This is a genomic window from Microbulbifer sp. CNSA002 (assembly GCF_047324085.1).
Taxonomy (GTDB): Bacteria; Pseudomonadota; Gammaproteobacteria; order Pseudomonadales; family Cellvibrionaceae; genus Microbulbifer.
The window spans coordinates 2,833,801-2,855,018 of sequence record NZ_CP172449.1; the positions used below are offsets into that span (position 1 = coordinate 2,833,801).

General features: G+C 42.4%; 16 protein-coding genes. 5 read left to right on the forward strand and 11 right to left on the reverse strand.

The features are described from left to right. Window positions 1–87 precede the first annotated feature (87 nt). The 8 genes from ACG1BZ_RS12610 to ACG1BZ_RS12645 form a co-directional block, all read right to left on the reverse strand. Complete coding sequence (locus ACG1BZ_RS12610; RefSeq protein ID WP_413662112.1) at window positions 88–1,119, reverse strand: Rieske 2Fe-2S domain-containing protein; 1,032 nt, start codon at window positions 1,117–1,119, stop codon at window positions 88–90. Beyond that, window positions 1,065–2,177: a hypothetical protein gene (locus ACG1BZ_RS12615; protein WP_413662113.1), complete on the reverse strand. Its 1,113-nt coding sequence runs from the start codon at window positions 2,175–2,177 to the stop codon at window positions 1,065–1,067. The genes ACG1BZ_RS12610 and ACG1BZ_RS12615 overlap by 55 nt, the downstream gene beginning before the upstream one ends. After that, window positions 2,164–3,150 (reverse strand): ATP-grasp domain-containing protein, encoded by a 987-nt coding sequence (locus ACG1BZ_RS12620; protein ID WP_413662114.1) that lies wholly within the window; start codon window positions 3,148–3,150, stop codon window positions 2,164–2,166. Before ACG1BZ_RS12620 ends, ACG1BZ_RS12615 begins: the two co-directional genes overlap by 14 nt. A 163-nt stretch (window positions 3,151–3,313) precedes the next feature. Continuing rightward, the gene (locus ACG1BZ_RS12625) at window positions 3,314–4,594 is read right to left on the reverse strand and encodes a F390 synthetase-related protein (protein ID WP_413662115.1); all 1,281 of its coding nucleotides are present in this window, start codon (window positions 4,592–4,594) and stop codon (window positions 3,314–3,316) included. After that, window positions 4,581–5,417 (reverse strand): MBL fold metallo-hydrolase, encoded by an 837-nt coding sequence (locus tag ACG1BZ_RS12630; protein ID WP_413662116.1) that lies wholly within the window; start codon window positions 5,415–5,417, stop codon window positions 4,581–4,583. Before ACG1BZ_RS12630 ends, ACG1BZ_RS12625 begins: the two co-directional genes overlap by 14 nt. Then, entirely contained in the window at window positions 5,401–6,387 is a 987-nt protein-coding gene (locus ACG1BZ_RS12635; RefSeq protein WP_413662117.1) for an NAD-dependent epimerase/dehydratase family protein, read from the reverse strand. The genes ACG1BZ_RS12630 and ACG1BZ_RS12635 overlap by 17 nt, the downstream gene beginning before the upstream one ends. Further along, window positions 6,384–7,373: a 3-oxoacyl-[acyl-carrier-protein] synthase III C-terminal domain-containing protein gene (locus ACG1BZ_RS12640; RefSeq protein ID WP_413662118.1), complete on the reverse strand. Its 990-nt coding sequence runs from the start codon at window positions 7,371–7,373 to the stop codon at window positions 6,384–6,386. The genes ACG1BZ_RS12635 and ACG1BZ_RS12640 overlap by 4 nt, the downstream gene beginning before the upstream one ends. Window positions 7,374–8,409: 1,036 nt before the next feature. After that, window positions 8,410–9,105 (reverse strand): YopT-type cysteine protease domain-containing protein, encoded by a 696-nt coding sequence (locus ACG1BZ_RS12645; protein WP_413662119.1) that lies wholly within the window; start codon window positions 9,103–9,105, stop codon window positions 8,410–8,412. Window positions 9,106–9,732: 627 nt separating this feature from the next. Here ACG1BZ_RS12645 and ACG1BZ_RS12650 point away from each other — a divergent pair. After that, window positions 9,733–10,563, forward strand: coding sequence for a sulfite exporter TauE/SafE family protein (locus tag ACG1BZ_RS12650; protein ID WP_413662120.1), 831 nt, complete (start codon window positions 9,733–9,735; stop codon window positions 10,561–10,563). 698 nt (window positions 10,564–11,261) lie between these two features. Here the strand turns inward: ACG1BZ_RS12650 and ltrA are convergent. Next, a complete protein-coding gene (ltrA, locus tag ACG1BZ_RS12655; RefSeq protein WP_413662121.1) occupies window positions 11,262–12,560 on the reverse strand; it encodes a group II intron reverse transcriptase/maturase in 1,299 nt (432 codons plus the stop codon). A 727-nt stretch (window positions 12,561–13,287) separates the two neighbouring features. Here ltrA and csrA point away from each other — a divergent pair. From csrA to ACG1BZ_RS12675, 4 genes are all read left to right on the forward strand, one after another. Next, entirely contained in the window at window positions 13,288–13,461 is a 174-nt protein-coding gene (csrA, locus tag ACG1BZ_RS12660; RefSeq protein WP_413662122.1) for a carbon storage regulator CsrA, read from the forward strand. Window positions 13,462–14,174: 713 nt separating this feature from the next. Continuing rightward, the gene (locus ACG1BZ_RS12665; protein WP_413662123.1) at window positions 14,175–16,370 is read left to right on the forward strand and encodes a hypothetical protein; all 2,196 of its coding nucleotides are present in this window, start codon (window positions 14,175–14,177) and stop codon (window positions 16,368–16,370) included. 353 nt (window positions 16,371–16,723) lie between these two features. Further along, a complete protein-coding gene (locus ACG1BZ_RS12670; protein WP_413662124.1) occupies window positions 16,724–17,227 on the forward strand; it encodes a hypothetical protein in 504 nt (167 codons plus the stop codon). Beyond that, window positions 17,224–18,180 carry a histone deacetylase gene (locus ACG1BZ_RS12675; protein WP_413662125.1) on the forward strand — a complete coding sequence of 319 codons (957 nt, stop codon included), beginning with the start codon at window positions 17,224–17,226 and terminating at the stop codon, window positions 18,178–18,180. The genes ACG1BZ_RS12670 and ACG1BZ_RS12675 overlap by 4 nt, the downstream gene beginning before the upstream one ends. Window positions 18,181–18,296: 116 nt before the next feature. Here ACG1BZ_RS12675 and ACG1BZ_RS12680 read toward each other — a convergent pair whose 3' ends face one another. Together ACG1BZ_RS12680 and ACG1BZ_RS12685 are read right to left on the reverse strand one after the other, a co-directional pair. Next, the gene (locus ACG1BZ_RS12680; RefSeq protein WP_413662126.1) at window positions 18,297–19,178 is read right to left on the reverse strand and encodes a DMT family transporter; all 882 of its coding nucleotides are present in this window, start codon (window positions 19,176–19,178) and stop codon (window positions 18,297–18,299) included. A 526-nt stretch (window positions 19,179–19,704) separates the two neighbouring features. After that, complete coding sequence (locus ACG1BZ_RS12685; protein WP_413662127.1) at window positions 19,705–21,009, reverse strand: hypothetical protein; 1,305 nt, start codon at window positions 21,007–21,009, stop codon at window positions 19,705–19,707. Between the last annotated feature and the right edge of the window lie 209 nt (window positions 21,010–21,218).

Here is a 21,218-nt window from a genome sequence, read left to right on the forward strand (position 1 = left end):
ATACTTTTAATATGTATACTTACATTTACACTAACAAGCGAGTTGGCAGTATTCTGAGGCTAACTTTCCGCAGCAAATATGAATTTATCACAAACATAATTCAATATTTTTCTTATACGCAACAAATTCTTGTGCAAATGTTTTTTCTATACAACTTCTCATAACATCCGCCCTTCCAATGAGAGGCCGAAAATCTGAGTTTCTTTTTAAGGATTCGGCTTGACGTTCCAAAACCCTCTTATCTTGATTGAAAACCATTAGCTGAATAGGGGCTAACAATAAAGCCTTCATCAGAAATGGCACTCTTGTCTTTTTCAGATAGGTTCTCATGATCAATTTACATAAATATTTACTTTCCTCAACAATATAAACCACCACCGACATTTCGATATCATTCTTCGATAAATACTCAATTTCAATTATTCCAGGATATCGGATACGACCGATACTTTTGAGCACTTTCCCTCCAAACAATTTACCAAGAAAACCTGTTTGTGTATCCTCCTCCGTATATTCCGCCTGGTATCCATTTTCTATACTTTCGACCAATACTGAACATCTATGTTTTGGCCTTGAAGACCTAACTATTCCGGTATGCACCGTATGAGTGTGTAAAGCATCAAGAAAGTTTTCGGCAATATCAACTTTGTTTGCTCGAATATACCGAACAATCGATGCCCTATCATGGGTGCCCTTAACTGAAGGCGTAAACACCTCTTCAATATCAATAGCCGATTCACTCCCCCAGATTACGCCATCTTTTTCAACAACCTTAAACTCTTGTAGCAAGCTACTAGATCCAGATAGAAAATTAGGATCTCCAGGTAAATCGACCAATCTTCCATCTGAGTCAAATGCCCATCCGTGATAGGAGCAAACTATATTGTTACCTTTGATACAGCCTTTGGATAAAGGATACCCTCGATGAGGACAGCGATCTAAAAATGCTTTGATCGAATGTTCCAATCGAAGTAAAACAAGGGGCTTACCTTTAAAGGTGACTCTGATCATATCAGACTTTTTCAGCTCACTACTTAAGGCAAGAGGAAATGCTAGCTGGTTATTCACAGCTTGAACCTTCGCATAATTGGGATAAAAAACTTCTTCAAAACTGTACACAGCCACTTCCAAAGTACCCTTCGATAGAGAGGTAAATCCTGATAGTATATTGCGGCATACTCTATAAAGGGTACAGCTCCTCTCAGCCTCTTGAACTCAGAAGCACCCGAACTGGCATTGAAGACTAGGCCATTACTCTCTGCATATAATAGAGTTGATATCATTACTATTCTATACAGCCCAAGCTCCTTAGGTTTGGTCGTATCGTATCCAACGATGGGCAAGGTAACTATGCCATCCATTTCAAAGCGTCCACCCACGGCATCTAAGACTCCATCTTCATTTCTAAAGGCTTCTAATTTAAAATTGGGATGCCGCATTATTAATGCAATGAAATTAACTGTGAATTTAGGATTGTGAATTGAATATTTATCAATATAGAGCATGTTATATAGCTGAACAATCCTGGGGTAATCCTCTTCTAAAATATCAACGTCGGATACAAATTTATAGTTTGTTTCCCTTAGAAGCTTACGATCTATTTTATAATTATGATGCTTAGAGTAATCATTTAAGCTCTTATCAAAAATATAGACTTGACGGGTGGGTAGCATATCAAACCCACAGCGACCAAAAGCACCGATTAGAAATGAATTACTATGATCATTCAAAGAGCGGTACATTATTAAGTATTCTGATTGGAGACTTGAACTTGAATTTATTGACTGACTGATGTCACTTTCAGAAAATGTGTCAGGAAATAGATTTGTAGAAAGCAGCCAATTATTCACCTGCATCACTTTGTTAACCCTTCCCAGCTTCAGAAGACCATCCACAAGAACTAGCAAAACTGAAATAAAGACTTGCAAAAAATATGAATCAACTTTTTTCAACTCTTCTTTGCAGTAGGGTACCAAAGCAGTATAAGGAGAGCAGATATAACTGTTTCCATACTCCTTTTCATTTTTCGTAAAGGGCAACACCAAATTATCAGATAATGGCAACTTGTCTAGGGTACAGTCAACGTTACCTATATATCGATTGGGGCTTTCTTTAATCGCATTCACAAATAGAACCGCTGAATCGACCGTATAAGGAAAACTCCTATTGCCATCCATCTACAACCTCTCCATCCCACTCAATATCAGAAGTTGAGGCCGCTCTTATCGATTCTGATGTTTTGATAGAAATTAGTATTATTTCCAGGATAGACAAGAAGCAATAGAGGAGGAGCATTCTATCTCCTTTCAGGGATATAACATCTTCAGCTGATATGAATTTTTCTTTCCAATCACGGTACCTAGCATTCGAAATTGAATCAGGCAGGGCAATCATAACCATTGCTATAGCAATCATTTTAGGCTTTAATTTTTGGTCATATTCTTCGTCAAACCTACACTCATTAAGAAACCCCTTCGACAAGTCACATTCTGATAGCAAGTGCAATCCACTAGTCGCCCGCGGATTACACTCAATCAAGTACACTCCATCTGCATTTTTCATGATGTCGAAGCTAATTTGGCCAGTGATACTATTGGTTGTACAAAAATCTATGATTAATTTTTCAATTAGGCCATCCTTAACTGGAAGGAAATAAATTCCTGCAGCCTTACGAACCCGATATATGGGTTCGTAAACGGCTATATAGCTGACCACGCCATTATTTGAAATTGCATAACAGCAATACTCTATCCCCTCAATTTTATCTTGAAGGATAAATCGGCCCACCCCATCTGACTGATAGTGCTTTCTTACCGTTTTCCTGTCTGGTTCAATCAACACATCAGACCCAAATCGGCAAAACTCTCTCTTTACAACTTTCCCTGAAAAACTCTCAATTAGCAATAAGTCTTTTAATTCCAAAACCTCCATATTTGGATTTAAAAAACCCACATTCTCTGTGCAAGAATAGATATCCACTTTACTATGAAGTATCTTAATCTTATCGAAATCAGGGCAAAATACCTTCGAGTATCCCTCTAATGCCTCCTTAATCATGGAGATATAGAAAACTTCCTCACAGGTTGGTACCAATATATCGATGCAGTTTTCCTTTAGTATCCCCTCCAGATCTGACTTAAAACCTTGCAAAGATTGTCTTGGCGAAGTGATATAGAAAAAGTTTGTCACAAAATTTGAATATTTACTTAGAGGAAACTTCAGAGAGTCAGCAAGAAATACCCGATGCCCGAACTTGGATAAATTTCGCACTAACTCCAAAGCAACCGGGGCTCGAGCACCTGTCATCAAGAAATTAGCCATTATATTCACTTACAACTCGTCGCTGCTTCTTGTCAAGCTCTTCATGTGAAAACTCAATATAACAACAATCAGGAGGAAGAACAGACAGTTTCTTCCAGAGAGTTTCCAATGACTTCTTAATTGATTTTACTATTTCCCTATCAAAAGGAAGAATCGCAATTTCTATACGGTGCTTACTTTTTTGAACCACACGAAATTGCTCGAGATTTTTAGAGCTCGAAACAATAGTATTCCGAATGAAATCTGGAAAAACGTCAACTATAGACTGATCACACCTTTCTAGTGATAACACATCATCACAACGCCCTTCTATAGAATCAATCCGTGTCATTGATGACCCACATGAGCAAGGTACTGGGTTTAATATTAAGATATCATCAAGTAGATATCTAATTACGGGCTGAGTACTCCGATTAAGATCTGTAACTATTGGGGAAAATCTGCCTGATTTCTTATCTATCCATTTCTTTTCAATGATATATGCATCTTCATTTAGATGTAGAGCGCCATCCTTACATGTTGCGGCTAGAAATCCTTCCGTACATTGATAAATCTGCTCAATTCTTACGTTAAATTTACGCTCAATAATTTCTTTATCATCATTCTCAAGCACCTCAGCGACCGATATAACCCGTTCTGGATTAATTTCGATAGCACTTTCTGCAATTCTTCTAAGTACACTTGCCGGAGCTATAAGAATATTCGGAGAAAAATCATTCAATAATTCAATATTTGACTCAATACCATTAAGCAGATCAAAAAACTTAAAGGTGAGCAGTTTACCGTTTGCTGTCTCGTATAAGTTATTATTTGCTCTTAGGAAGAATGCAACCTTTTGACTCTTTAATGAAATAGGTAGCATTTTTCCAATGATATAGCCTGCCCATTTTGCTCGCTCAGCAGATGATAGAACAAATAGCCCCCTACTCCCGCTGGTTCCGGATGATAGACCAACAGCATACTTACCATACTCTGGACTAAAATCCCTAGAGTGCTCTGACTCAATTGCTATATCAAGGGCTTTATTACCGTTAAGACCCTTAGTGTTTATGCTATTAAAGTTATCCATATGTATTTTTTTGTTAATGATAGGATAACTTTTCAGATCACTTCCTACATATTTCGCGTAGAAAGGTGATCTTTTCAACATTCGATGAGATAAAGATGTGAATTTCTTCTTTTGAAGAATAGCAATAGCTGCACCAGAAAGATGTAGGCTAATTTTCGCCCTGATATAGCCTTTAATAAAAAAGTATAGGTCACCCAACATCATTCATACTCCTATACTCAGAAACGGACCTAGCGCAATGTGAAGGTATAATTTTGATACCGCTGCCACTCCCATATAGCAGGTTCAGTTTTTGTAAAGTTTCAATGTATAGTTTCCTACTATCCATAATTAAATAAGTCAATGGGCTGGGGTAGACACTCCTTTCATATGCTTCTTTAGTCCAGGCAGCATCTCCAACCAAAAAAGCACCATTACTGTCCTGCACACAAAACAACCCATATTGTCCTGCAGCATGCCCGGGTAAACTGATTGCCATCAGAGATCCATCATTGAATATATCGAACCCCTGGACAAATGGACTTAGTGCAAAGTCTAACTTTACAGGTTTTAGATCCTCTACAAATGTACATCGCTTATTAAAGTCTGTAGGAATAAGAGCTTTTAAATAACCTTTCAATAGCCCACGAATTCTACCAAGCCTCATAATTTCCTGAAAAGCGATTTTTGAACAGATAAATTTGGCAGATGGGAAATCTAACAGCCCAGCAATATGGTCAGCATGAAAGTGCGAAACAAAAATATATTTGATCTCATCGGGCGATATCCCCTTTTCCGCTAGCTGCAGAATAAGATTTTCCTTGCACCCGAGTTCCATTGGAGTGATCATTCGATAGAGCAACTCAGGAAAATAGGAAGTTCTTTTTAAAAACCTTTTAGCGTAGCCTGTATCAAAAAGCATCAAGCCTTTTGAGGGGTGTCTTATCAATCCACAATATGCTGGAAATTGCATTTTCCTTAAGGTACAACTCCTTAAGACAACTGCCTCTGGGTGCCAGCAATGTCCAACTTTAAATATTTCCAGCACGCTCTTTCTCCCAAGCCAGGTATTGCCTAACTGCATACTCAATGGAATACTTCGGGGAGTATCCAAGAATAGCTTTTGCCTTATCAACGTTCAGCACCTGTGTATGAGCCAAGAGACCCACGCCATAAACAGTTAATCTAGGCTCGCCTCTTTTTAGTACTTTCGCCACGACTTCTGAGATCCTCGCGAAGAAAAAGGCCAACTTGTATGGCACCTTAATAAACTTAATTGAACGCCCTCTAAGAACAAGCTTTAGTAGATCTTTTACCTTTACAGGCTGATCGTTAGATATATTAAAAATTTCCTTATCGATATCCTGCGTTTCAGCACAGAGGATCAATGCATAGGCAACATTTTTCACATAAGTAACATCTACCGTTGCCTCACCGCCTTTTATCAGGGGAAACCAGCCTTTTCTTGCCACTCTCATGATTCTCGGCATGATAGCAGCATCCCCCTCGCCCACTATCCCTCTAGGCCTCACTATTGTCACTTCAACATTCTTTTTCTCATTGATAAGAACTTGCTCTCCTAGGTATTTCGTTTCCGCATAACTATTCGCAAAGGACGGTCCAACCCGCTGGTTTTCTACAATACCTATCTCATCTCTATACTTGAAATAAACACTTGTTGAAGAAACATATATTAACTTTTTTACTTTAAACCTATCACAACAGGTAAGTATATTCCTTGTACCTTCTACATTTGCAGAGTAAAAGCTATCGTAATCACCCCAAGCCGATGACAGTGCCGCGCAGTGAAACACAACGTCTACACTCTCAAACACCTTATTCAAACTATCTTTACACGCGATATCTACTGATCTGAACACTACCCTATCTGAGTCTTTTGCTTCTTTGCTGTATATATTTCGAGCAAAAACAATAACATTCCAACCAGATTCAGATAACATACTAACCAAATGTCTGCCTAGAAAACCTGTTCCTCCGGTCACAATTGCTTTCTTCATAGCTCAAGAATAACTCCACCTAAACTAATTCCAGCAGATGAGCCTATAACAAGTACTTTATCACCCTTTCTTACTGCTCTCTCTTTTAGGAGGGTATGTAAAGCATTTGGTATTGATGCAGCGATCTGGTTACCCTTCTCGCTTAAGATATCAATCATCTTTTCTTCTGGTATAGCTAACTTCTTCCTTAGGTGCTTCAAAGCCAAATGGCTTGCCTGGTGAGGAACAACCCAATCTATTTCATTCAGCTCAAGATTCGCTTTGAATAGTAGTTTTTCCAAGAACAGGGGCATTACTTTAGCGGTCAGCCTATACGCATCCTTTCCTCGCATATCAAACATTCCATAGGCAGCGTAATCACCAGATCCAACTTTTACAGGATGGTTTAAACTCCCCCCTCCCCTAATCTGGCAGTAATCATATCCATTGCTGTGTGTTTCAAAATGGCTCGCTATTAGCTTCTGCGATAGGGAGTCAGATTGCGCTAAAATGATTGCACCAGCTCCATCCCCAAACATCCCTCCGACTTCCAGATCATTCCAGTCAAGTCCTACGGAAGCAATATCTGAGGACACAATTAAAATATTTTTATAGGTTAAATTTTGAATAAGTGCATTTGCAACATTGATTGCCGCAACTGAACTTAGGCATGTCATATTTACATCAAAGGTTGGAATAGGAATGTTTGTATTCAGTAATCGGTGAATATTAGCTCCATTGTATGGTATAGCTTGCTCCATAGTTCCCGATGCCGAGATAATGCAGTTTATCTCCTCAATCCCCATATCGGCATCTTCTAAAGCCTTTGATACAGCAGCCACAGCGAGCTGGCCTGCTGATTCTGATTCAGCATATCGCCTAAATTTAATACCAGTTCCGGCTTCAACTGTTCCAGTTTTTAAACCTAGGTAGTTATCAATTTCTGTAGAATGTACCAGTCTTGCTGGATCAGAAATACCAATTCCTTTTATCACAACACCCATCATTACCTCACTGAGCTATATCTCAACGTAACCACTTAATTGATGCTTTCTGGCAAATTACTATTGAACAACATATCACAATATTGCCCCTTATTAATAAATATATTTAAAGGGCAGAGTATCATAAATATATATTCGTTGTTTATTTTTATATCAAGCAATTACATAGTCTTTTACTAAAGTTATTATTAGCAATAGGAAGGTATTCAGAACATGATATAGACTATAGAATCCGCACGGCGGATAGATTTGAGTCTTATATATTCATTTTACTGACCTTAAATGATATATTCACTATTTAATGCAAAGAGCATTTATGGTAGTGCAATATCGATAGCCACATATCCTTGTATTAAGTGACAACAAGTCGATACATGCCAGTAGAGTATAAATACAACCAATCCCATCTATTTGTGACTGAATGCCTCCAGAGACACAAAAGGTGTACTCGCGTACCTGTATTGACTCTTAGCTCAAACCGCCTTACTAAGCACGATCTTCATGTTATGTATTATTTGGCTGACTCTCAGGGAGGGGAATTGAGATATGCATAGAGTATCACTCTATATCTCCGATTGGACCCAATACTGCAATGGTTAATATTCAACTTCCGGCGGTAAAATATTTTATTGTGAAAGATATTCTAACCTTTATCCCAGAATAGATGAGCACCTCATGCATGCGCTAGCTCTTAAAGTTTGCTCTGAAGGTTATGTGGAGATACCCGAGACTGTACGTTGCACCTCACATTCTGACAGCTGAGTACTCATGGTTTTCCTCACTCTAACCCCAGCAGCAACGTAAATCGAGATAAACAAGCATTAGGATCGGTCTTTATACACCTTGATATCCAGCGCACCCCAGTCACTTTAGTACCCGCTAAATAGAAGTGTTATCTTCACTATCTTTTAGGTTTTATTTACGGGGATGGCGCTGATTATCAAGGTATAAATATATATTTCTTGAGCTATTGGTGGTTATTATTTTTAATACTATTTTCTGTATTAATAGGCTTTAATGGAAAGACCATTTGTGCAAGTTAGCGATCATTGTGAGCCAACAACTGAAATCCTATCGTTGCGGATGTCCGGTATAATCTGTTGCTGCTATGGTAATTTTCATACCACTTTCGAAACTGTGCAAATTTTAAGAATTTGAACTCTCCCGCATTAGGGTCAAAATAATATGTGGTTTTATCTGCAGTGGGCTCAATCCTGAATGCTGTTGCATGTGCCCACTTTGCCCCAGAAAACCTTAACATGCTATAAATTGTTTGAGTCTGCTGGGTAAAGCATTGTTCTGCTTCAATGCCGTCAAACACAATGGAAAATTGCTCTTTTAAAGGAGGGTTTCCAACCTTGTCTTTTTGTTTTGAGGCCTTCCCTACATGAGTTATATGCTTGAAGCCTTGAGACTCTAAATACTTTTGGGATTCTTTTATCATTTGGAAACCCTTTAGTGGATCCCCCTCAGTCCCATCTTTAAATTTGAATCGATACATGGAGGCAAAGCGTTGGGCAACTACTGCCACTTTCGTTTTATCAACATCGCCTCCTGTAGACAATGCATCCTGAAGACCAGATTGAAGCCCCTTGCTAATCCAACTTACCGCTAGAGCTTCACAAATTCCACCCTTAGAATTTGGGTGCTTTTTAAGCATACTATTGTAATTGCCCTGGTTGAAACTCCAAGTTTTCTGACCTCCAAAATTGGAGGCTCCAGCATCATTTGGCATAGTTTGTCCTTACCACAATATTACATATTTCATTGATGATTCTATTTGTGAATCATGCAAAGAATATGAAAGGTAAATTTTGCAATGCTTAAAGCAACCATTATTTGGTGCAATAAGTCACCTTTGCTCTAGCCTGAAACGTATTTTGAATTATGCAGATAAGGAAACTTCAATTTCCTTTAAGTCCGTACAGGCAAGTATATTTTGTGATCCTGGTAATATACTGATAGTTATGATTCCCTTGCTTTCTCAGACCTAACCACACAAATAAACAAGCAAGGTAAATTTCATCAAATGCCAAAAATAACCAGTGATTTCGATGCCTTTTAGACTAAACACCGGTCAGTAGTAATGAGGCCTGAAAATGAGTAAATAGCTTGCTGATCTAGTTCAAGTGCCGGCTGAATACCGCACCTATACAGTCCAATATAAACCCCGCCTAGAACTCAAACTTGACAGGTGCAAATCCTACCAATGCACCTTCCTCCATTTTTTAATGGACGTTCGATTACATTTTTGAATGTGTCAATTAACTGGATCTCAAAAATCATAAAAAGCAATTTAATGTATCAAGCGGCGCGATTCAGTGTATTTGGTTGCCTTCAGGAGTGACTAAACTAATGCACTATGGAAATGCTATTTGTTTACTTGTTGCTCGGCGCCATCGCGGGTACAGCGGCAGGCCTCTTGGGGATTGGTGGAGGCTTGATCATTGTGCCTGCTTTGGTGTTGATTTTTTCTGCCACGGGTATCTCCCCCCAGGTGCTGACCCATATGGCGGTGGGGACCTCGTTAGCGACCATTATCGTGACTTCAGTCAGCTCGGTCTGGGCACATAACGCAAAAGGTGCCGTTGACTGGCGCCTATTCTGGATTATGACTCCAGGGATACTTGTAGGGTCTTGGCTGGGCGGCGTGACAGCAGACTTGTTACCTGGTGCTTGGTTGCAGCTATTGATTGGCGTATTTGCCATATTTATGGCCGTGCGTATGGGGTTAGGTGGATTGGCCTCGGCAACCTCACAAGAAAATGGCGGTCACTTACCCGGGACAGCTCCCTTGATCTGTTCCGGAGGAGTAATCGGATGGCTCGCAGCGATCTTTGGTATTGGTGGAGGGGCCTTGGTGGTTCCCTACTTATCGCACTTCGGTACAAAAATGCAGCGCGCTGTCGGAACCTCCGCTGCCTTTGGTCTGCCAATCGCTATTTCTGGTTCAATCAGCTTTGCCGTGCAAGGGTGGGACAATCAGTTACTACCAAAGTGGAGTAGTGGTTATATTTACTGGCCGGCTTTTGTGGGAATTGTACTTACCAGCGTGCTCTTTGCCAGGCTTGGTGCCAGCGTTGCTCACCGAATATCTGCTAAGCGCTTAAAGCTGTGTTTTGCCTTGCTGCTTTGTATTATCGGGGTTCGTTTTATCTGGCAAAACTTCAATCTCTTAGCTGGACTAGGCTAGACCTACCCTCTGGATTGTTTTTAGCGGATCGGAAGTAAATAGTCTATTCCTCCCAAGCATCTATTATCAGATGCTCGCAATAAACATTCTGGTCTTAAAGGCTCCCGGTCGAATTACTCTTGCCAGCCCTTGGGATTACGCAACTGAAACATCCTTATAGGATATTAGTAATACAATGATTGGTATTCCCCCCCAATACATGTCTACCAAAAATTATGCGTTCAAAGTGGCAAAGATTATTTTCAGCCATTGGCAATCTCTATTTTCAAATTAGAAAACACTTCGATCCAAGTTGAAGTTGCCAGCAGGAAATTGAAATTTAAAAGGTGGAAGCCCATTAAAATATAGGCACGAAAATAATCTTATTGGATTTTATTAAGTTTGTTTTAGTGTCAAAGCCGCGTAAAATCGATAGATATTTATCAGTACTTGGTTCGCAATTCAGGGGTTTTCTACGGGGCTAATAGTCCAACAGAATCAATCGTTCCAAGATTTTTTATCAAAGCCTTCCCCAAAAGGAGAACGGTAAAGTGACATAAGAGAAAAGTAAAAGCGCTGACCCAAGGTGCGCCAACACCAGGGGCCAGCTAACCAAGTTGATATCAGAGCTATCAAAGGTCGAGTAGACCAAAGGAACTTCCCCTTCGACCTCTCACAGAACCGTACGTGAACCTCTCAATTCATACGGCTCTTCGTATTCAGCACATTTTCAATCTTCCCATTCTCCAGTGTGCAAACAAGCCGCGCATTTGTTGACGAACCTTTCCAATAAAGGCCCAACTCTTGAAACAGCTTCGCTTCAGATGCTTAAACTTCTTCCTAGCCCAACGCATCAGCGTTTGATCAAGATACTTCTGTAACCGATAAACACCATATCTCCGCCCAAAGTGACCATAATAGTTCAGCCAACCCTGTATTGCGGGATTAAGTACCTTTGCCATTTCAGATAGTGATCGATCCACCCAGTTAATCACACGCCACTGCCTAACCTTATCCTTGATCCTCTTGAAAGCTTTAGGGCTCATTGAAGGACTAAATGCGGTGAAGATCTGTCCTTGGCGATTCCTTGCTTTTCTGGGACCAAATCGAAACCCCAGAAAGTCAAAGTGGATCACTGGGTGGGAGTCTTTACGATTACTATTCTTGCAATAGACCTTGCGCGTTTTCTCTGGATGAGCCTCAAGCCCGCAGGTAGCCAGGCGTGCTTTTAGAGCCGCCAGTAAGCGATCCGCCTCACGAGGATTACGACAATGGTAAACAGCATCATCCGCGTAACGCTCAAAAGGAATATCTCTGTGCGTTCTCACCATCCAGGCGTCCAGCGTGTAGTGCAAAAACAAGTTTGCCAGTAGCGGGCTGATTACACCCCCTTGTGGAGTACCTTGTGTTCGCTCTTCAAGCTGTCCGTCCCGATGTTGTACTGGAGCCGTTAACCAACGCTGTACATAGAGTCTGACCCACCGATGATTATTATGTTTATCTAATGCCCTCAGCAGAAGTTCGTGATTAATATTGTCAAAGAAACCTTTGATATCTAAATCAACTACCCAGATTCTATCCCAGCATCGTTGTCGAGCTCGACGCACTGCGTCTATAGCAGATTTGCCTGGCCGATAGCCGTAGGAGTCAGGGTGAAATACCTTCTCCAATTCTGGCTCCAGCAGTTGCTTAGCCACCATTTGTGCAATGCGATCTTCGATTGTGGGGATACCCAGTGGTCGCAGGCTGCCATCGAGTTTCGGAATATCCACTCGTTTGACGGCTGATGGAAAATAGCTGCCAGATGACATCCGATTCCATAGCTTGTAAAGGTTTTTGACGAGACTCGATTCGTATTGCTCTATCGTTATCTCATCAATCCCCGCTCCGCCGCCATTAGCCTTGATCTGCTTCCACGCTTCCCAAACCGCTCGCTTGGGAATATTGAATGGCTTTGCGCTAATCGTTAATTCCTCCCCATCTGGGTTGATTACACGGTTAGTCGCCGAATACGACAACCCCTTCGCTCCACGTCCATTACAGCCGCTTCTCCACTACTACGGGTTGTTCCGCCCCTGTGACCAGTCTTGGTACTCAACGTCTTGTAGGGCCTCTACTTGACGCTCTTCCTTAACACCTGGACGACAGGTTCTCCTGTTCCACCCAAAAGCCTGTTGTGTGTTCACGCCACCTCTATGCCGGATGCCACTCGGTCGGTAAACAGGTAACCTCCAAGCTTATCCCCGCACTTAGCCAGTGCACGGGTTTTGACATCATCTTGGTAATACGCTTTCGACACCTCATCAGTGGTTCATTTGCATTCGTCTCTACACAACATACCTGACGTATCTCGTACGCCTTTTCCTCAATCGCTTCTAACCAAAGCTCTTTACTCCGATCACCTTGAGGCGGTTTGTTACCACTTCCTGCAAAGCGATAACGGAGGGCCGACCTCCATCTCCTGGATAGCACGTATTTTTTTATTTATAAAAAATAAATAAAAAAAAAAAATACTCAGGACGCACTGGCTGTATGGATAATACGCTAGAAACCCGCTCGTCTTCAATAAAGTTGACTAGGCTCAGGAGCTTAGAGTGTTTCATCAAGCTCTGGGAGCGTTGCATCCGTATTTTCTTCTTTTATGCCTACCGTTCTCGTGCGCCTCCTAACCCTCCTCCACACACCACTTTCCAGCTTCCCCTCGTGTGGAATCCGCACATAATTTAGTTTCCGAAGGAAATAAGCATGTTGATTTTAAAGCGCCGGACTGGTGAAAACCTGAGAATTGGAACAAATGTTGTAATAACAGTTATTGAAGTAAAAGGCAGTCAAGTGAAGATAGGTATAGATGCACCCAAGTCTCTACCCATTCATCGTGAAGAGATTTATATACGCATCAAGAAGAATCAGAAACCTTAAAGCTATTTAATAGTCGCCGTCTCAACCAAACCACTATTCAGATTTTATACATACGGGCTGGAGATTTTTAGACCTCAGACAAGAACACCGTGTTGCCGAGAGCACAGCGCCTATCTCGGCACAGCCCACTATATCAACCAGGCACTGACCATTTCTGAATCGGAATTCTTTGAGGCTTTGCGAAGACTTTGTGAGATAGTGGGAGCAGTACAACAAACTTATATTTACTTCAATAAATGCTGATAACTTAGCGCGGGCTATTGCCGATGCTTCCTCCCCTGCGCACGCTGCAACTTAGCTCAAACCTTTTAGTACATTTATCTCCAGCCGCATCAACTTTAATGGAATTTATTCCAGCAACAGATTAACCCCCCTACCCTTTCACTCTTGAAAACCTTATCAAAGAGCTAGTCAGCATCATTGGTAAAAACTATAGGATCAGCAACTCCAATTAAGATAACAGTCGCCCTACTTGACCTTCGACAAAAATTCTAGTGATTCCACGTAAAGCTTCTTCAGATGCTCAAACAGAGGGACTTCACCAGATTTCCTATCAAAATAATGCCCCTTTAGAGAAATTATTAAGTAATCCACAGAAAGGTAGATCAAGAGAACTAGAATGGCGCTCCCAATTCTAATAACTCAAAAGTGAGATTTTGTCGACAATTTCACAGATAACAATCGATTCCAATCGCACATTTACGGGCAAACTTATGAGCAAGCTATTCAGCAAGAAAACTTTGGCACTGGCATTTACAGTCATACTGGCTTCATGTGGAGGAGGTGGAGGCTCTTCTTCAGATTCGGACCCAGCCCAATCATCTGGCGACAATGGTGGGGGCCAAGGCTCTGGAGATGGAGGCGGTTCAGGTAGTGGTAGCGGCTCTGGGGATAGCGGATCGGGGACCCTTCCAGACAACGAACCTGGCACCGTGACTGTTGGCGATATAGAAACGGCAGATCTGGGGTTTGCACAGATTACTTCCCGGGATATCACATTGCCGAATGGCCAAACCAATGCCGAAGAAGTCCATGGACTCCCACACTATATAGCCAGAACAGATAGTAACCAGGATGACAATCTACAGTCTGTGCCCATGCGAAGTTACACCACAGCTTGCGCAACCGACACTGATAGACCCAGGATGTTTGTTTCCAAAACCCTTAGCGAAGGTAGTGGAGAAGATGAAACCACTTATGGCACTGTTTATGAGCTGCAATATAATCCTGAAACTCTAAGCTTCGACCAAACCGGCAATACCACAATTCTAAAACAATGCTACGAAGCCCATGGTATCGCAGCTAGCGCTGATTGCTCACGGGTTGCGGTCTTGTGCAACACTGAATACCAGGCAAACGAGCGCTATGATGTTCAAGGGGATCTGGTTGAGCAATACGGTAGCGACTGGATGAAGATGGAAAATAATATCAGTGCTATTGACGGACGTATTGAAAGGGATATCGGCCTGATGATATCTACCAATCACAGTCAATACATTGGCTATTTTACGGAGCATCCCACACTGAAGTTCGAAGACTTCTTACCTGGGCTAAAAGAAAATTTCCCCGAGACCGACTTCGGCGACTCCCCGACCTTTAAGACAATTAAAGGTAACGAAATGCAAGAGGAGATGGCTTATATTGTCGATCAACTCTCTGATGCCGACTATAACGCTATGGTCGAGTATATTCGAGAGAATGGCTATAAATATAATGATCAGATCTGGCTAATGGAGTGGGATAACTTAGCGCTTAGCGAGAAGCCTGCGGCCTACGTTGTAAACAAGATGCACGGTGGTGGCCACGCCGGAGCCCAAGAGCTTATCTATGTCGAGAATGATAGCCAAGGCCGCACCAGCTACGCCTTCTCAGTAACTGCTCGGGTTTTTGATAGCAGCTATGGTGGCTCCCACTATTCTGCTGGAATGACTGTTATTGATCGCGATAACTGGTCCTTAAATATGAGTGGCAGTAATAACAGAGGCTGGTATTGGCTGTGCGGCTACGGTCATGTCTTGAATATCCGGGCATTTTATAATCCTGGTACCGAAAAATATGGAGCGATTTGCACTAGCGATGGCGGTCAATATAATCAATCGCGCGGATTAAATACTATTGCCATCAAAATGGAGGATATTTCTTCTACCAGTAGATTTGAAGGTTACTACAATTACCTGATCCCCTCCGACAATGCATTTTTCTCTAACGGAGGTGGACATACTGTAGTCCCTGTGGATGAAGATACTAACTTATCTCTCATCGTCTCCCCCAAGTACATTGATGATGAGGAAATGAATCGCTTCCTTCAAAGCGAATACGGCATTGATACCAGCACTGAAGGGCCTTTTGACCAGCAATGCTCATCCGATGATACGAACTGCTTCTTTTCCTACATGTCAAACAGCGATAATCCAACCATTTCAAGACAGGGGCTACGCAGTGGGGATGCTCTTGAATCCTCATCCCTGACTCGCATTGGTATTGCTAAAGTGGATGGTGAAGGAAGTATCGAGGGGGAAGGCTTTAAATGGCTTGTAGAAGAGCCCGACTGTCAAATCAGTGACCCACAACTTATCGACTTGAAAAATGGGCGTTACCTATTTGGCTATGCTCAATTTCAGTGTATTTCCGACAACCTTTCTTATAACCGGAGTTCCGCTAAAAATGGGGCAATGCGGATGCTTGTTCCGAAAGCCTACTATGTTATGGAAATTGATGCAGACCTAAATGTATTGGAAGGCCCTGTAAAGCTGACGAATTTTGGTTGGGGCGGACTTGACGAACCTGTCTTCATGGGCAACGGTAAAGTCGCTTGGTCATATATCAAGAACCCTACAATTGATAGTTACGGCGGCGGCAAGCAGAACGTTTGGCAAGCGATGATCTACCACTCAAATAGCGCTAATTGATTCATTCATAAAAAGTAAAATTAGCTGTGATAAAAATAGAGGCTTTTGCTCTCTATTTTTATCACACAACTGTTAGATCTCCAGAAGCTACAAAGATCAAGAAGTGCTATTCACCTATTTATCGACCAATAGCAAAACCTTGTCGAATAAAAAACTCAAAACTACTGTTTCTTCACGCAATGACTACTAGATCGGTAGAATAATACGGCAACAGCTCAGTGTAATTGCTTGAAACTACGTACCCAGATACAAGTATGCTAACCTCCCGCCTAAATAAAATTAGTCTCTGAACTAACCGCCCTTTCTTCATTGAGTTTTGAATTTAGAAGCCACTACGCAATAAGGAGATCGCGATGGCTATTACTGTTCATGTCTGGAAGCAAAAGACCGGGAATGTCGGACATGCTTCCATCACCATTGATAACACCTATATCAGCTACTGGCCTTCTTCAGCGGCAGGGAAAAAGGACTTTAAAATCGGGCGATCGCACAGCCCTTCCTTTCCAAGTGGTTATCGAGTTGATAGGCGCCTCGAGGGTGGTGATGCGGATCAGAACATTCTTATCGATGGGCTGAATGAAACAAAAATGATTGAAGCCTGGGAAAACTTCAAGGGCGAACAGAAGCATTACAATATGAAGGATCAGAATTGCTCGACGGTCGTTGCCTGGCTACTTGAGACTGGCTCAGGGTTCGCATCACCTGGAAAAGGAGGAATCAAAATCAGTGACTGGGCAGCGAGCCCTATTCACCGTATTCTCTTCCAGTTACGCTTTTTCGGTAATCATATTGATATGTGGACACCCAATGATGTGTTAGCTTATACACTACAAATTCGAAGCCAGATAACCTCATGAGCCTACCGCTATTCTACTCGCCAAATTACAACATCAGCTTGCCGCTGCTTTCCAGCTTGCATCCTTTTGATGGCTGTAAATATGAGAAAGCATTGGCACTGATTAATGCCGAGTCAGAAGCGAACATTGAGTTAAAAGTTGTTTCAGAGCCTCTTAGTCAAGACTGGCTGTTATCTGTACATACGCAACCCTATTTAGATAGCTTGCATCAATCGAAAACACTGGCTCGCGTTATAGAGATGCCGCTACTGCGCTTGCTGCCCGCAGGCGTATTAAATAAATATTTCATGAAGCCAATGCGCTTTGCAGCTGAAGGCACTTGCTTGGCGGTACAGGAAGCCTTGAGCAAGAAAGCCTCTACCTTAAATCTCGGTGGAGGTTATCACCATGCATTTGCTGGTCACGGTGAGGGGTTCTGTGCTTTCGCCGATGTAGCCATTGCTATTAATCGTGCCCGCAAACAGCACCTGCTCTCACCAGATGACAATATCTGGGTAATTGACCTTGATGCCCATAGAGGGAATGGGTTTGCTGACTGGGCCATGGAGGACCCCAATATACATATCTTTGATATGTACAATATGCAAGCCTACCCCGGCTTGCACCCCGATGAGCAGGAATCTCGCTGGCCATTTTTAGTCCCCCTAAAGCAAGGAACAGATACTGAAGGTTACCTCAGTCGGTTGGAGTCGGAATTTTCGGACTTCATTAGGCAGAGTCCGCTGCCTAAATTGGTTATCTACAATGCAGGCACAGACATTATTGCCCAGGATAAGCTGGGGGGGCTCCAGGTCAGTATCGATGGGGCCAGAAAAAGGGACCAATGGCTGGTTGACCAGATTCAATCGCTGGATGTGCCTATGGTCACCGTAACCAGTGGCGGCTACTCCGAAAACTCCTATCGTCTAATAGCTGACTTGGCGATTTACCAGGCAAAAAAGGTAACAAGTTGAAGCTCTGGAGAGGCCTCTGTCATTGAGAAAAGTGACCTAGTAAACAACCGCTCCCTAACCCACCGGATTTTTGAGTATTTAGGCACTTGATTGACGCTGGAGTACTGAGCACCAAGTTACTCTTTGAGCTCTTTCGCCCGCAACCAAGCCAACCCGAGACCAGCCGCAACCGTAATACCCATGCCTATCACACCACGGATACCGAATTCTGTGCCAAACATAAAACGATCAGCTAACACACCGACGAGGATCGCACTGTAAAACAGTGCCCCAACGAGGTAAGCAGGTGCAACACGATTAGCGATCGTGTAAGCAAGATTCTGTGGAACAAACAGCAGTGCGGGAATCGCGAGAATCCATAGCGACGATGTCTCTACCTTCGCCCCCTCCCAGAATACAATAGATAAGCTAAAGACCAACATCCCAACAGCGAAATAGAACATGATGCGCTCAGGTGGCTCGGTCCGGCCTGCGACGCCGGTTGTGATACTACCCGCTGCACGCGCTACTCCCGCCAGCAACGCAAGGAGTGAGTAGGGATTGAAAATGCCCTGAACACTGTGCTGGATCAAAATGAGGCATACGCCCAAGAATGCCAGTATCGCAAGAAAGATAGTGGCGATACTAACCCGGTGACCGAGGAATACTCGGGCCATCAACATGGCAAAGAATGGATTCGTGCTTTCCAGCACCAGGGCATCTGCGATGGGTATGCCCTTGACCGCCCAATAGAAGGCAGCAAAATAGACAAAACCTGATATGGAGCGAAGGATAAGGATCTGGGGATTCACCGGCCTTATCCCCGCCACCCCTTGTCGCATCAGAAGAAACATACCCGACAATGGAGCAAGCAATATGACCTGTGCAGCCAATAGTAGAAATGGACTAAGGCCTACACCAGAACCCAGCTTACCGGCAATACCAAGACACCCCATCAACACTCCGCCGAGAAGAGCTAACCCAACACCCAGGGAATGATTTTGATAAGTAGATGGCAAACTGTCACTACCTTTGGCAAATAGAGGTCAAACCTGCCTGAGAGGTAATAATGATGCCTTCATTTATGCATCGGGCAGGTCATTACAGAGCAGAGCACTATGTAACATTAGCCCTCCGATTGATTCATTTCCTGTTGGGCTGACCAAAGATTTTGGCGCAGTAATTACTTGCCTGCCGGCGTCAGTTTCCCTGTTACAAAAAATATGAACGTCATAATATGAAAGCTGAGTTTTGACCACTTTTAGATCAAGAGTATTAGTCCTGTCCCCAGTTCTACCCCAACAGATATACAGCGTAAGCGACTGTCGGCACTTCCTTTCCACCAGACCTAATCCCAACCCAATATCTCGCTACTTCTCCTTGCGGTTTATATCAAACCCTATGGGCTTTATCGCACAAGGATGGTTGGTAGCCCTAAATTACTTCAAATTGGCGGTGGAGCGTAAGAATCTATAGACGCTTGCTTGAATATGGAAATTGTACCTACACCCTATTTATTAAACTCGCGTTATGCCTTGCCGATCGCTAACTTGTATAAATATCACTGCTCTCGGAAAATTCTCTTAGTGTCTTCATATATTTTTCCACATACTTTAGAGCGCTTTCTTTGCTAACTAGCGGTTCGCAATATCCAAAAACAAACACCCCTTCGCCATCTATTGTACAAGTCACTAGCATTATGGGGTGTTCTCCATGTGTTTGAACGGTCATAACCACACCAAAGTCAAAGAACGTCAAAGGGCCCGTATACTCACCTATATCCCCTACATTGGATACGCAAATCCCAGATGGAAAGTAATCTTTCGCAGTACTAGAATCTTTAGCCAAATGTTCGATCTCAACAAGGCTGTAATCGGGCACAAGTGGAGGTTTAAAAAAATGCCCACTTCTCAACTGCAAATAGACTTTTCTTTGAATTAAACGCGCGAGATCTAACAAGTCGAGACTAGTTTCATCTGAGGATAAGGATATAGTTAATACAGTTGTACATTCCCCGATAACATCTCGATCTATCTGGCGTTTACACAAGTACTGTGCATTTATAGGTAACATTAACTCTGTTGTTGAGCGGAAACCTGGTAATGACCGGGCAGCGATAACAGCAATGGCATTATAAATAGAGGTAACCTGAACATTCCCATGCTTTGAAAGTAAATGTAAATGGGAGCATAATTTTTTGGGGAGGACACGATACATAGAACATCCCTTTCGAAGGGAAGCGTTTACTGCCTGCTCTACAGGCCACTTTGAAGAAACATCATTTTCGTCACCAACTGCCGACTTTCTTTTTTTAAGATGCTTTATGGAACTAACATAATCCACCACCGATTTTTGCATTATCGAAGCAGAGGATTTATCTTCCTCCCCCCCTCTCAAGTACCGATCCAAATCTCTAACCAAGAGTAATAAGGAGCGCCCATCCATGGCGGCATGGCTTACCATAAAAGCAATCCACTTTACTTCTTCATCCTCATTCACATAAACCGTGAAACGATAAGTATATTTATCTAGCTTAAGAACTTTACTTCCTAATCGCTTGAACTCTTCCTGATAATTTAAAGGCAATGCACCATGCTTTATTTCAAAAGGTATCGCCTTAAAAGCTACATCACAGAACCAATAAGCATGATGATTTTTTTCTATACGAGAACGGAGCATTGGGTGCAGGTTATGGAGGTATTCCATTCCCTTTAGCAATTCTTCGACGCCGAGAGACTTACATGCCCTGAAAAAGACAGCCAGTTGAACCGCACCGTTTGACTTTTCGGTCAACTCTACAAAAAGTGCCTCCTGAGCCCCAAGCTTACGAAAAGGTTTTACTTTTTTCATTGCAGGCTCTTCCCAGTGGGGAGATCACTGCCGATAGTATAGAATGAGAAAGCGCTATTGCCACATAACATCTATAAAAATCGATTCAAGATAACCACGAGGCATGCACAAAAAAAATCATAGCTGTAAACGCCAAAAACAAGGCTCACATAGTTTAAGAAACTTGCAAATCGCCTAGAAAAACCACATCGCCGCACTCCAGATATACT

Bases quoted from the DNA above. Each gene is read 5' to 3' on its own strand.
- ACG1BZ_RS12615 (WP_413662113.1), bottom strand. From the start codon at position 2,177: ATGGATGGCAATAGGAGTTTTCCTTATACGGTCGATTCAGCGGTTCTA.
- ACG1BZ_RS12625 (WP_413662115.1), bottom strand. From the start codon at position 4,594: ATGATGTTGGGTGACCTATACTTTTTTATTAAAGGCTATATCAGGGCG.
- ACG1BZ_RS12635 (WP_413662117.1), bottom strand. From the start codon at position 6,387: ATGAAGAAAGCAATTGTGACCGGAGGAACAGGTTTTCTAGGCAGACAT.
- ACG1BZ_RS12640 (WP_413662118.1), bottom strand. From the start codon at position 7,373: ATGATGGGTGTTGTGATAAAAGGAATTGGTATTTCTGATCCAGCAAGA.
- ACG1BZ_RS12645 (WP_413662119.1), bottom strand. From the start codon at position 9,105: ATGCCAAATGATGCTGGAGCCTCCAATTTTGGAGGTCAGAAAACTTGG.
- ACG1BZ_RS12650 (WP_413662120.1), top strand. From the start codon at position 9,733: ATGGAAATGCTATTTGTTTACTTGTTGCTCGGCGCCATCGCGGGTACA.
- csrA (WP_413662122.1), top strand. From the start codon at position 13,288: ATGTTGATTTTAAAGCGCCGGACTGGTGAAAACCTGAGAATTGGAACA.
- ACG1BZ_RS12665 (WP_413662123.1), top strand. From the start codon at position 14,175: ATGAGCAAGCTATTCAGCAAGAAAACTTTGGCACTGGCATTTACAGTC.
- ACG1BZ_RS12670 (WP_413662124.1), top strand. From the start codon at position 16,724: ATGGCTATTACTGTTCATGTCTGGAAGCAAAAGACCGGGAATGTCGGA.
- ACG1BZ_RS12675 (WP_413662125.1), top strand. From the start codon at position 17,224: ATGAGCCTACCGCTATTCTACTCGCCAAATTACAACATCAGCTTGCCG.
- ACG1BZ_RS12685 (WP_413662127.1), bottom strand. From the start codon at position 21,009: ATGAAAAAAGTAAAACCTTTTCGTAAGCTTGGGGCTCAGGAGGCACTT.